The sequence below is a fragment of the Methanoculleus thermophilus genome, assembly GCF_001571405.1.
GTDB lineage: Archaea > Halobacteriota > Methanomicrobia > Methanomicrobiales > Methanoculleaceae > Methanoculleus > Methanoculleus thermophilus.
The window spans coordinates 60166-72349 of the sequence record NZ_BCNX01000004.1; the positions used below are offsets into that span (position 1 = coordinate 60166).

Annotated in this window: 9 protein-coding genes and 1 tRNA gene; 7 read left to right on the top strand and 3 right to left on the bottom strand. The window is 54.9% G+C overall.

Annotated features, from left to right (window positions below):
• Nucleotides 1-4: 4 nt before the first annotated feature.
• Entirely contained in the window at nucleotides 5-760 is a 756-nt protein-coding gene (mobB, locus tag MCUTH_RS02180; protein ID WP_066954894.1) for a molybdopterin-guanine dinucleotide biosynthesis protein B, read from the bottom strand.
• On the bottom strand, nucleotides 757-1305 hold the full coding sequence (locus tag MCUTH_RS02185; RefSeq protein WP_066954897.1) for a DUF5806 family protein: 549 nt from the start codon (nucleotides 1303-1305) through the stop codon (nucleotides 757-759). The genes mobB and MCUTH_RS02185 overlap by 4 nt, the downstream gene beginning before the upstream one ends.
• Nucleotides 1306-2637: 1332 nt before the next feature.
• On the opposite strand from MCUTH_RS02185, the gene xerA reads away from it, so the two are divergent.
• From xerA to MCUTH_RS02215, 6 genes are all read left to right on the top strand, one after another.
• Complete coding sequence (gene xerA, locus MCUTH_RS02190; RefSeq protein WP_066954900.1) at nucleotides 2638-3585, top strand: site-specific tyrosine recombinase/integron integrase; 948 nt, start codon at nucleotides 2638-2640, stop codon at nucleotides 3583-3585.
• 180 nt (nucleotides 3586-3765) lie between these two features.
• Nucleotides 3766-4707, top strand: a complete 942-nt coding sequence (locus MCUTH_RS02195; RefSeq protein ID WP_066954903.1) for an SDR family oxidoreductase — start codon at nucleotides 3766-3768, stop codon at nucleotides 4705-4707.
• A 129-nt stretch (nucleotides 4708-4836) separates the two neighbouring features.
• Nucleotides 4837-5280: a tetratricopeptide repeat protein gene (locus tag MCUTH_RS02200; protein ID WP_066954907.1), complete on the top strand. Its 444-nt coding sequence runs from the start codon at nucleotides 4837-4839 to the stop codon at nucleotides 5278-5280.
• Nucleotides 5281-5560: 280 nt separating this feature from the next.
• Nucleotides 5561-6913 (top strand): mannose-1-phosphate guanylyltransferase/mannose-6-phosphate isomerase, encoded by a 1353-nt coding sequence (locus MCUTH_RS02205; protein ID WP_066954909.1) that lies wholly within the window; start codon nucleotides 5561-5563, stop codon nucleotides 6911-6913.
• A gap of 120 nt (nucleotides 6914-7033) precedes the next feature.
• A tRNA-Gln gene (locus tag MCUTH_RS02210) sits at nucleotides 7034-7106 on the top strand.
• 512 nt (nucleotides 7107-7618) lie between these two features.
• Nucleotides 7619-9091 (top strand): lipopolysaccharide biosynthesis protein, encoded by a 1473-nt coding sequence (locus MCUTH_RS02215; RefSeq protein WP_161937562.1) that lies wholly within the window; start codon nucleotides 7619-7621, stop codon nucleotides 9089-9091.
• Between the two features lie 211 nt (nucleotides 9092-9302).
• On the opposite strand, the gene MCUTH_RS02220 is transcribed toward MCUTH_RS02215, so the two are convergent.
• Nucleotides 9303-10292 (bottom strand): GNAT family N-acetyltransferase, encoded by a 990-nt coding sequence (locus MCUTH_RS02220; RefSeq protein WP_066954914.1) that lies wholly within the window; start codon nucleotides 10290-10292, stop codon nucleotides 9303-9305.
• A 526-nt stretch (nucleotides 10293-10818) separates the two neighbouring features.
• On the opposite strand from MCUTH_RS02220, the gene eno reads away from it, so the two are divergent.
• Nucleotides 10819-12126: a phosphopyruvate hydratase gene (gene eno / locus MCUTH_RS02225; protein ID WP_150468690.1), complete on the top strand. Its 1308-nt coding sequence runs from the start codon at nucleotides 10819-10821 to the stop codon at nucleotides 12124-12126.
• Nucleotides 12127-12184 lie beyond the last annotated feature (58 nt).

The following is a 12184-nucleotide window of genomic DNA, read 5'->3' on the forward strand; positions in this document are numbered from 1 at the left end:
AATCTCACTTCTCCACGTCGTGCAGTTCCCGTTTCAGTCGATCGATAGCGTTGCTGGCGGCAGCAAACGCTTCTGCTCTACGCTCTGAAAGTATAGCAATATATGCTATATCATCCCCTGCATAGAGCCGCCCTTTGCGGTGATAGGCCCGTGCGCCGATGATCCCGGGAGTGGACTCCATCTCCTGGCGGATATCCTCTATCAGGGCATCGACGGTCTCGTCGAACTCGAGGTCCTCGATATGCTCGGTGCCGATCCTCTCCCGGACGATCTCACTGAGCGTGAGGATGACCCCGGCATGCGAGACCCCATGCTCACGTCTCAGTTCTTTGACCAGTCCCTCGGTGGTATAGTAGTTCTCGAACCTCTCGAGTACGGCTATTACCTCATCGACGGTGGGGTTGCGGAGCACGACATTCTCGCTGGCGAGGTCGCCGATCACGATCCTTGGAAACTGCCGGGACTTGAACCCCTCAAGTATGGCGTAGTCAACCCCGGCATTGCAGAATACTTCCAGCGTGGAGTCCAGATCGTTCTCACGTCGGATGAGGACGGATTTGTCATCGTCAACACCGCAGGAGAGAGCAGCGTGTGAGTCATAATAGACGGTGGTGTCCTTCCCTGGTTCGAGCGCAAACCCGTGGTGTCCCAGGTGCTTGACCACCCCGACGACCCCGTGCGCGGAGAGCGCCGGGATCAGGCTCTTTATGAATGTGGTCTTTCCAGCATTCGATCGACCGACGATCTGAATGATCTTCATGAGTCCTCCTTCTCTATCTGCTCACCTTCTTCTTCTTCTTGGCCAGGCCTGGACTTCAGGATGACCGCCGCGGCTTCGGCCACGCCCCGCATCACCTCGGTGATCCTGTCCTCGATCTCAATCTCGTCATCGATATTCAGGCTCGTCCCTTCGACCTCGAGCAGGAACCGGGCGACTTCGCTTGCCTCAAAGAGGATCTCGTCGAGTTCTTCTGCAGTGAAAAAACCGCACATGGCCCCATAGAAGAATGTAGCACCTGCCTTCTTCACCTTCTTCTTAAACGAACTCCTTGCTTGGTTGACTGCCTGAGGGGTATATTTATCGAGCATAAACGGACAGAGATCCGGGAGGTTCTCGCCGATGAACGTCATCTCTGAGCCGCTGGTGGTCTTGAAGTCTGCACAGAGCCGTGCGATCGCCCATTCCCGGGCTGTGATGTGGGTATGTTTGCGTAAGAACTGGTTGACTCGCTGATAGGTGGCGCCGTCCACTTTCTTGAATTTCTGGTATTTATTTAGGTCTTTAAAATCGGTAGAGTCTTCCATTTTTCATATCCTCTTGTCTGTTTAGGTATTTCAATGGTGTTGGTCGAGTGAATGAGAATATCGGGTCATGCTAAGTTGAGGGCCTCGAAGTGTTCTGCAGGATCTGGTGGGAGATATCTCCCACTGGCTACATGACCGCCCATGTCCCTCTGATATGCATAGCATTATGCGGTTTATAGGTGCCCCTTCGATCTCGTGAATGGGGGAGCAGTTTAGGCTCCTTACACTGCAGCAAGGATCAATTACGGCCCTTCTCGGGCGATTGATCCCCTATACGCGGCTTGGGGATTGTCGGCCCTGTGTGGGTTTTCTCTGGGGTGCTTGGTGCCATCTTTTGGGGCGTTGTTCTGGATGGGTTTGCAGGTGATCTCTTCTTGGGGCATCTGCAAGTTCCAAATGGCTGGATAAATTGGCCTGGGCCGTAAGTGCTTGTGGGTGCGTACCTCCTCGGGGTGAAAGGGGCTTATGGTCGGCAAGCGGAACTCACGATAGGCGGATACGTGTCACTCGGCGTTAATTGGACGCTCCGCTCATTTGTATGCGATGTCCCGAAGGCCAGCAGGGGGTTCCGGGTGCCGTATTCTTGTGCTTGTGGGTGTTAACTGTCGGGCCGTCTTTGGTTCTCCACGTCTGTCCGGTTCGGGCGGCGCTATCTGCTTGTAATGGGGTAGCAACGTGGGCGGTATTTGGGATGCCTTAAGGTCCCTGATTGCCCTGGGTGTTGGTGGTTGTGATTGCGGGGCGATCTCGGGGGCTCGATGAGTTTTTTCGATCGCCGTATTGAGGTTGTGGCTCCCGATCGCGGACCTCGAGATGTAATGGATCATCTGAAACGACGATCGGGCGTAAAATCGCGTTTGTAACGATAATTTATATACTGGTCCGGGGGCTCCCTGTTGCTTGAGGTGTTCCGGCGTTCACTTTCTCCCCGCACGGTGGGGGCTTCATATGCTGGGGGAAGAATGTATTCATCAGGGTCTGTATCCCAATCCACCGGGATAGCAGCCCCCATACCTCCTAACACAGATACCTCCTGTATCCATCAGAAATACTTTTTTTGTTCTCCATTCTCTTATGGAATGGGTTCTCTCTATGGGTTTCGCGGCTATATGTGGGCGGTGCTTTGCGTCCCCGGTCTCTGACTGGCTTCACGCCACCTTCTGGCGTTCTGGCCTCGCAACGGGGTGGGGTTTCCTCCTCATGTGGGGGTCCGGGGTGGTCGCGACCGATACTTGTTGCCGGGGCCGCTTGGTTTGTCCCGGGAAAATGTGATTGCGGGGAATAGTGATTTACCGCAATTTTGATATGCTCCGTTATTCCATCTATTCTACAATGGAGAGTGCGCTTTTCTCTGAATGGCTGGATCGCTTCAGCAACTATCTTCGGATGCGTAATTACTCGCCCCGGACCATCAGAAAGTACGAGCAGACCATCCAGCGCTTTGCCCGGTACGCCTGGCTCCGGCAGCACTCGTCCCCGGACCTGGTCAATTTCGATGAAGAGTCGCTCAATACTGCACCTCTTGATGCGGATGTCAACGTCTCTGCGGCGCTGATCACCGATTTCTTCTCCAGTCTCTCAGAAGGGCGTGACTATAAGCCCAAGACCTTTCACCGCATGATATCGACTCTTTCTTCGTTCTACCGCTTCCTTTACGCTCAGGGGGTCGTTGTTGCAAACCCTATGCTCGGGGTGGAACGGCCCCGGATCAAGAATCAGGAACTGAAATACCTCAAACACAGCCAGGTGATTCGTCTTATCAAGTCGATTCCTGATGAGCGGGACCGGTTGATTGTTCGCTTGATCTACGCTACCGGCGTTCGTGTTTCGGAGCTCTGCTCAATTAACATCGAGGATATCGATTTTGAAGAGCAGACAATCCGGGTGAAAGGAAAAGGCGATAAAATCCGGATGGTGTTCATCGATGCTGAGACGCTTGATCTGATTGATCAATTCATCGGCAACAAGATTGAAGGGCCGCTCTTCGTGGGTCAGCAGGGCAACCACCTCTCTCCTAGGACGGTCCAGCATCTCTTCAGGAAATACGCTCCTCCGGGGATTACTCCTCACAAAATCCGGCATTCCTACGCGAGTGAACTCTACCGGCGGTCGAAGAACCTCCGTGTCGTGCAGGAGAACCTGGGGCACTCCTCCATCAAGACGACCGAGATTTATCTCCACACTGATATTGAGGAGCGCAAACGCGTCTACCAGCAGTATTTCCCGCTCTCAAACGGGAAAGATGGTATGCTGGATCGGTCTGATCAGGAATGGCGATAAACCATATGATGCTATATGGATTGGGTGTGGTGTTGGGTCCTGGCTGGAGCGTGGAGCCGGGTCGCTGGTACGTGACCTCATGCCGCAAAACCTCTGAAACCGCGCTCCCTTCTTTTGTTTTGGGTTCCTGCCTCTCCCTTTTGGCAACGCTCAAATTGCTGGGATGCCTATCGTATCAATATGCGTTACATTGTCACAGGTGGGGCAGGGTTCATCGGTTCCAACCTTGCAGAACAACTGGTGCGGGACGGGCATGAGGTTGTGATTGTCGATGACCTCTCCACCGGACGGAGCGAGAATATCAAGCATATCATCGATCACCCGAGGGTGACGTTCATCGAAGGGAGCGTCACTGACCTTGCTCTCCTTATCGATGCCTGTGGCGGGGCGGACGGCATCTTCCACCAGGCGGCCATTGCCTCAGTCCCCCGCTCCGTAAAAGACCCCCTTGAGACGAACGCAGTAAATATCGGAGGAACCGTGAACGTCCTCTGGGCCGCGAAGGAGTGCGGCGTTCCGGCCGTCGTGGCAGCCTCCACATCTGCGATCTACGGCGATGACCCGGTCTTCCCCAAACATGAAGAGATGAGGCCGACCCCCCTCTCGCCCTATGCGGTCTCGAAACTCGCGGGTGAGTACTACGGGAAGGTTTTCTCGGACCTCTACGGCATCCGGACGACGTTCCTCCGCTACTTCAATGTCTTTGGGCCCCGTCAGGACCCAAACTCGGAATATGCAGCAGTGATCCCGAAGTTCATCACCCGCCTGCTCGATGGAAAACCGCCGATCATCTACGGTGACGGGGAGCAGACCCGGGACTTTGTCTATGTTTTAGATGTGGTCCGGGCAAACATTCTCGCGATGGAGAGCGGTGCCACCGGTGTCTTCAATATCGCCGGGGGGCGCCGGATCAACCTTAACGAACTTGCCCGGAACCTTGGAGAGATCATGGGAGTGCACACGCCGCCTATATACGAACCTCCACGGTTGGGGGATGTGCGCGATTCTCTTGCCGATATATCCCGGGCTAGAGTTGCCTTTGGCTATTCCCCTCGTTACGCCCTCAAAGAGGGGCTCCGGGAGACGGTGATCTGGTTTAGGGACAGTGGCAGGTATCGATAGCTCTTCCCGGGTTTGGGGCCGTGTCTGGCGTCCTGCCCGAGAGATCCCTGCCCGCTCTATTTTCCGTGCGTTCTGCGGTAGGAACCTATATATTGTCTCCCCCCAGTATGGGGTGCGAGGTGCGAATGTATGCCCCGATTGATTTCACCAGAGGCTCCGCCTGCCGGAGATGACAGTAACGCGTTACGGGCGTACAGCAACGTAACAGCGGAGAATCCAAACGACTCTACAGCCTTAAACAACTGGGGTGTGGCGCTTGAACGGGAGGGCCGATACGAAGAAGCGCTCGCTGCATTCAATGCGGCGCTCCTATGCGACAACGAGGATGTCTACGCCTGGAACAACCGGGCTGTGATCCTCGCCCGGCTCGGTCGCCCCCGGGAAGCGGTGCTTGCATGCAGGCAGGCGCTCGCGATCGACCAGTCGTGCATCTTTGCCTGGGTTACCTACGGTATGGTGCTCGGCCGGCTTGGGAACTACCGGGAGGCTGAAGAGGCTCTTGCAATTGCAGAGGATCTTGATCCACAGGCCCGGGCGCTCTATCCCGGAAACTTGACGATGACCCGGGCATGAGCGGGTGTCTGCTCATCTTCTTGGCACAGCCGGTCCTGTGGGGGTAACTGCAGGCATTCCTTTGTCTCCCGGGTCGATACACCATATCATGCGATATGAGAGCACTGTTTGGCGGGTTGTCTCTCAGCGGCTCTGTTTCAGTATCACCCGCAGCCCGGACCCAATCCCTGCCCCCATCGAACTCGGCCCGGGTTTACTCAAACTCGGGTTGGGACCTTACGCTTTTATCTCCCTTATCACATAGTATAGTTGAGTGCCCCTCCGGCACGGAGTCGATCCCATGAAGACGCTCATACTTGCAGGCGGGAGCGGCACCCGTCTCTTCCCGCTCTCAAGGGAACACTACCCCAAACAGTTCATCCCGCTTATTGACGACGAATCCCTCTTTCAGAAGACTGTGAAGAGATCGCTCCTCTTCTCCTCTCCGCAGGAGATCGCGATTGTCACCAATACGGATCACCGGTTCCTGGTCCGGGACCAACTCGCTGCCATCGGGTGCGACTGCCAGGTCCTTGTGGAGCCGGTGGGCAAGAACACCCTGCCGGCAATCTACTACGGCGTCCATGAGGTCACCCGGGAGGACGGGCCGGACACGATCGCGGTTCTCCCCTCGGATCACCTGGTCACTGCGGACGAGAAGTTTCAAGAGGCCTTCCGTCGGGCAGGACAACTTGCAAAGGATTACCTGGTGGTCTTTGGAGTGCGGCCCACCTCGCCCCATACCGGCTACGGTTACATCCGCCCGGGTGAACCTCTCGCGGACGGTCTACTCGTGGATGCGTTCGTAGAAAAGCCCGATCTCGCGACCGCAGAGAAGTATGTTGCCAACGGCTACCTCTGGAACTCGGGGATGTTCTGCTTCGATGCCGACCTCTTCCTCGCCGAGTGCGAGCGATGCGCGCCGGAGGTGGCCCGGGCCTTCGAGCGCCCGGTCGATGAGGCATACGGGGTGGCCCCTGCCCTCTCCATCGACTATGGGATCATGGAAAAGACACGGCGGGCGGCTGTCGTCCCGCTTGAATGCGATTGGAACGACGTCGGGAACTTCGACGCGCTTTATGCCGCCCTGCCTAAGAACGAGAGTGGTAACGCCGTCAGAGGCGAGCATATTGGAATCGACTCCTCTGATAACCTGATCCTCTCCGACCGCCTGGTCGCCACTGTTGGGGTCCACGATCTCGCCATCGTTGAGACGAAGGATGCAATCCTCATCGCGAACCGTGACGAGGCTCAGCGGGTGGGTGAGATTGCAAAGGCCCTCCGGGAGAAGGGAGACTCCCGTGCCCTCTTCCACACACAGGTCCACCGGCCCTGGGGATCGTATACGAACCTCGAGGAGGGGCGGTCGTACAAGATCAAGCGCGTCACCGTCCCCCCGAAGCGGCGCCTCTCTCTGCAGATGCACCACCACCGGTCCGAGCACTGGGTGGTCGTCACCGGCTGCGCCGAGGTGACGATCGGGGGTGTGACCTCCCTCCTCCGGAACGGCGAATCCACGTTCGTTCCGGCGGGGACCGTTCACCGGCTCGCGAACCCCGGCCTCCTGCCGCTCGAACTGATTGAGGTTCAGATCGGCGAGTATACGGGCGAAGACGATATCGTCCGGTTTGAGGACGACTTCGAGCGGGCGTGAGCGGCGGCACCCCACCCCGCTCCCTGACCTCCTACGCGTGTCCTCTACCAAACCGATATAACCCCGAGACGCGTAGTACATAAGAGCTGGTACGGCAGGTATCGGTAGTTTCCTCTTCGCACCCCCGTGGTGTAGTGGTCAATCATGCAGGACTTTGGATCCGGCGACGGCGGTTCGAATCCGCCCGGGGGTACTCGTTTTAAACCGGGATGGTCGCCCCAAAAGGATCTCCCCTTCGATATTCTAATCGGAGTGCATACTCCCTAAGATCCGAACCATATTTCTGGTATCGAGGGTGAAACAGTTTCCCATTGGGTATCTCACCCCCAGTTCTCCAACTCTGGTACTCTGAACCATCGCATCTCGCCACTCTGAGGTTGGCCCGGGAGGAGGTATCTCCTCTGTATCTTTTCGGATCTCATACCTGGATCGGAGCAAGAGTTGAGGAAGAACGCTTGGTATACGCTTTTCTCCAATAATTCAAGATGATACCGGTGTAGCGGCGATTCAGCGCTGTAATTTTGCTGGATCGTCGTATCCGCTGCCGCCGGTATTTTGGATGTGCTGGTGCCGGTTTGCTCTCTACATCTGCACTTCGCTGTTATCTGAGTGGAATAAACCAGCGTACAGTCTCGACAGTGCTCTATCTGGATTCTCTGAGGTCAAGCGAAACGTATATTATCAGGCTAAGGAATGGACAGTTCCATGGTGAGCTTCCTCGGCAACGTCTTCAAACTTACGACAGGCACTACGCTCGCCCAAATAGCCGGTATCATTCTTATCCCAGTAATTACGCGGATCTACTCCCCAGAGTTCTTTGGAGTCAACCAACTCTTCATATCTATCGCAGCGTTGATCGTGGGCATCTCATCGCTCTCCTACGATTCAACCATCATGCTGCCGAAGCACGATGAAGACTCCATAAATATCTTCGCGCTATGTACACTCTGGATACTGGGCACATCTGCTGTAGTTGGCGTTATATTTATCGGATTTGGGGATTGGTTCGGAGACTTTTTCGGGGCTCCGGCGATCGTCGGTTATTTCATATGGCTGCCGTTTTTCGTCGTTCTCAGCAGTTTCTTCGAGCTCCTGAGGGAATGGCTCTCCCGGAGGGTGAAATTCGGTGCCCTTTCCAGGGGTATAGTTCTGAATACTGCATCAACAAAGCTCATACAAATCGGTGGCGGGTTGGTTGCAGCCTCTCCCCTTGGACTAATTCTGGGTAATGTGGGAGGCACGGGACTCGCTGTTCTCTTCATGCTTAGGGAGTTAAAGGATGATGTAGCACTCTTAAAGACTGTTACTCTGAAACGAATGAGAGAACTGGCTATACGCTACAAAGATTTCGCAATCTACGGTTCTGCAGGGGGCGTTGCAAACAGCATATCCTTGGAACTCCCTACCTTCATGCTCGCTTACTTCTTCAGCCCCGCTATTCTTGGGTACTATGCTCTTGCCACAATGGCGGTAAGGCTGCCAATGGGAATGGTAGGAACGGCAATCGCTCAGGTATTCTACCAGAAAGCGAGCGAGGAAAAGAATCGTACTGGGAGCGTTAAGGCTGTCATCCGGGAGGTCCACACCCGGCTCATCGCCATTGGTGTCTTTCCTTTCGTTGTCTTTGTCATTCTTGCTGAAGATCTCTTTACTTTCGTCTTCGGTATGAACTGGCTCACCGCCGGGACCTATGCACAGATCCTCGCCCCCTGGTTCTTTGCTGTCTTTATATTCACACCCATCTCGTCTCTGTTTGGAGTTCTTGAAAGGCAGAAGGGATATCTCTCTTTCGAGATCGTGACTCTCTGCACATGGGCACTCATCTTCTACGTTGGTGGTACTTTCGGTGACCCATTCTTTACACTTACCCTCTTCTCTCTCTGCGGCATGCTCATATGGGGGTCGAAGGCTGTATACCTCATAAGGGCGTCCGGCGCTGGATATCGAGATAGCGCCTTTAGCCTGTTCCGGCACCTTTTACTCAGCGTCATTGTCTCTCTTCCCCTCATGTTCGCGGTATACATGGGGCTTCCGCTTCTGATCCTGTTTGGGGTTGCAGGAATAACCACGGTTGTTTACTATCTTCTGCTCTTCTTCACGGATACACTGATCCGCAGGGAACTTATGGAGATGCTACAGGGAACGATTCCCATGAAATACATCGACTGGAGGGAGTAGTTAAGTATATTACGATGATGGGATCGATACCTCTCGGAAAGTCGGCTCGAAAGGATTATTCAGAAAAATCACAATAAATACCCGTACGTTGGCTCCTTCTTCGGAGGGGGCTCCTCCGCGGGCCCAGAGATGCCTGCACTCCATTTTTCTCCACCAGCTTCAATCATTTTGCCGCCTGCCATCCGGGCTCTCTCACTATTGGACTGAAGTTTCAGGACGACCTTAAAAGCGTTCTTCTCAGTCGGTATAATGTTGACATTGCTTTTGAAAATATGACTAACCTTGAATGGATTGGGATGTGTTCCGCCCCAAATTTTGCTTTGATTTGGAAACGAGGATTATCCGGATCCAGCCTCTGTCTTCCGAAAGAGACTTTCTCGTAGTCGTTATCCCATGCCCATTTGATCAGATCCCAGCTCAGATAATGATCTGGGGTATAATGCGGAAGATCACGGTTAAGAGCAAGGTACTCATAATAAACCGTTTTTCTGATTGGGTCCAGAAGTGCCAGCGCTCCGCCGGCGCAAAGAGCATCTTTTACTAAAATCGTGACTCTCAGTTCATTCGGCGAAAAAACATCCCAGATTCTCTCAAAAAAGGTTAATGGCAGGATTTCTCCTTTTATATGTGCTACATTCTTCGCATAATATCGATAAAATTGTTTAATGTCAGATCGCCTGGACAACTCATGAATCTCAAATCCCTCTTTGTCAAATCTCCGGATGCTTTTTGCTGTTTTCTTTGAGAGAGTGTCCCATATCTTCTCTGGAGGCTTTTGCTTCAGGTTTAACACCATGTTGCCTGAGTTTTCGCCAGGGAAATTGCTGTATGTTATGTTATTGAGGATATCAGGATTGTACGTATCTATGCAAAGGAATGAGCACTCTGTTGCGAAGAGCGACAGGAGATGATCGATCTGACCGGCGTCAAAAGAATCGTTCAGAATAACGTTAGTATATTCAGAGTAGGGTATGTTCTTTAGGCCTTGATAAAAGCCCACTGATTGACTGATAAATGGACATATTCCGACAACCTCCCGACCATCCCGGACAAGGTAGTACTTCGTCTTTAAATCAAATTCTTTCTCAAGAATCTCTTTCCATCTTAAATCATGGAACAGAGTCCCCTCATTGGAGTGGGTATTGTATTCCTGCCATTGGTGTGCGTTGCCCCCGGATAGCAACTCAATCGAATAAACCATTGAAGGCACTTTGCCGGACAACACCGATAATGTTTTCTCTTTATTTATCTTGCGGGGTTGAAGAATGGGGCAAAGCGAGATGATCTCGGTCAATAGGTACGGGGTAGATCACATATGGCAATCAGAACCCGTTTAATCTGGCAGTTCCTTTATGCTGGCTTTGAATGCCCGTGAAGATGAAGTATCTCCGTCATGGAAGTCGGGCGCAGATGCGGGAGGATGTCTCCATAATGTGATTAGTTGGGACTCCCGGAGCACCACACCGCTCTAGGATCATCTCTGCAGGTACCGTCGAACTCATTTCAAAACCCTCCAGACTGCCTGGCATTAACTGAATCTACCTGAAAAATGAGGCCTCATCGTGCTCGTATGGATCTGTCCCAGTATCCCGCGAGATCTGGAAATTGAACTCGTATCTTGGGAACAATAGGTAGATGGCCCATGTTGACGCCGCCCGGACGGACCCGACATCGTCCGATACTTTTTTTGCGCTCGATCCCCTCTCGCCTCCCGGGTGCCATCGAACATGACCGAGATTGATACGAGGATACGATCAATCCATGCCCGTGAGATACTTGACTCACGGGGGAACCCGACCGTTGAAGCGGATGTCACACTCGCCGGAGGAGCGTTCGGGCGTGCTGCAGTTCCGTCCGGTGCATCGACCGGAAAACACGAGGCCGTCGAGCTCCGGGACGGTGTAAAAGACCGTTACGGTGGCAAAGGAGTGCAGAGGCCCGTCACCAAGATCAACGGCGAGATCGCCTCGACCCTGCAGGGAATGGACGCCCGCGACCAGACGGCTGTGGACGCGGCCCTCTCCCTCCTGGACGGAACACCGAACAAGCGGAATCTGGGCGCCAACGCCACGCTCGCGGTCTCCATGGCCGTCGCCCGTGCTGCCGCCGCCGCAGAGGGCCTCTGGCTCTGGGAGTACCTGGGAGACCCGCTAAAGCCGCTCCTTCCCGTTCCCATGATGAACATCCTCAACGGCGGCGTCCATGCCAACTGGCAGGGTCCGGACTTCCAGGAATATATGATCGCCCCCTACGGCGCTCCGAGCGTCGCCGAAGCGATCCGGTGGGGGAGCGAGACCTACCATGCGCTCAGAGATATCCTTAAGGCGCGGGGCTACACGACCGGCGTCGGCGACGAGGGAGGGTTTGCCCCCGCAGTCTCCTCGAACACCGAGCCGCTCGACCTGATCGTGGAAGCAATCGAGCGGGCGGGGTATGCGCCCGACAGGGAGATCGGGATCGCCCTTGACCCGGCATCGAGCGCATTCTATAGCAACGACGCCTACAATCTCAGAACCGAAGGGCTGACCCTGACCGCCGCTGAGATGGTGGACCGGTATCGTGACCTTGTTGAGACGTATCCCATCATTGTCATCGAGGACGGCCTTGCCGAGGACGACTGGGACGGCTGGCGCCTGCTGACCAGGACGCTCGGGGACCGGGTGGAACTCGTCGGCGACGACCTTTTCGTCACGAACGTCGAGCGGATCGAGCAAGGGATTAAAAAGAGGGCCGCCAACGCAGTCCTGATCAAGCCCAACCAGATAGGGACGGTGACCGAGACGATCGCCGCAGTGCGCATGGCACAGCAGCAGCACTGGGGCGCGATGGTCTCTCACAGGAGCGGCGAGACTGTCGATACGTTCATCGCCGATCTCACCGTTGCCATGCAGACGGGCCACCTCAAGACCGGCGCACCTGCGCGGGGCGAGCGGGTGGAGAAGTACAATCAACTCATGAGGATCGAGGAGGCGGCCGGGGATACGGCCCGGTATGCCGGGCGGAGCGGGTTTGTCCGGCAGGGGCCGGCAAGATAGGCCGAAATAAGGCTTTCTTGTTGTTTCCCCGGGACCCGGGCAGGCGTGCAACCCCCCC

Excerpts from the sequence above, each read along its gene's own strand:
- MCUTH_RS02195 (WP_066954903.1), top strand. The coding sequence starts at position 3,766 with ATGCGTTACATTGTCACAGGTGGGGCAGGGTTCATCGGTTCCAACCTT.
- MCUTH_RS02215 (WP_161937562.1), top strand. The coding sequence starts at position 7,619 with ATGGTGAGCTTCCTCGGCAACGTCTTCAAACTTACGACAGGCACTACG.
- mobB (WP_066954894.1), bottom strand. The coding sequence starts at position 760 with ATGAAGATCATTCAGATCGTCGGTCGATCGAATGCTGGAAAGACCACA.
- MCUTH_RS02205 (WP_066954909.1), top strand. The coding sequence starts at position 5,561 with ATGAAGACGCTCATACTTGCAGGCGGGAGCGGCACCCGTCTCTTCCCG.
- MCUTH_RS02220 (WP_066954914.1), bottom strand. The coding sequence starts at position 10,292 with ATGGTTTATTCGATTGAGTTGCTATCCGGGGGCAACGCACACCAATGG.
- MCUTH_RS02185 (WP_066954897.1), bottom strand. The coding sequence starts at position 1,305 with ATGGAAGACTCTACCGATTTTAAAGACCTAAATAAATACCAGAAATTC.
- xerA (WP_066954900.1), top strand. The coding sequence starts at position 2,638 with ATGGAGAGTGCGCTTTTCTCTGAATGGCTGGATCGCTTCAGCAACTAT.
- MCUTH_RS02200 (WP_066954907.1), top strand. The coding sequence starts at position 4,837 with ATGCCCCGATTGATTTCACCAGAGGCTCCGCCTGCCGGAGATGACAGT.
- eno (WP_150468690.1), top strand. The coding sequence starts at position 10,819 with ATGACCGAGATTGATACGAGGATACGATCAATCCATGCCCGTGAGATA.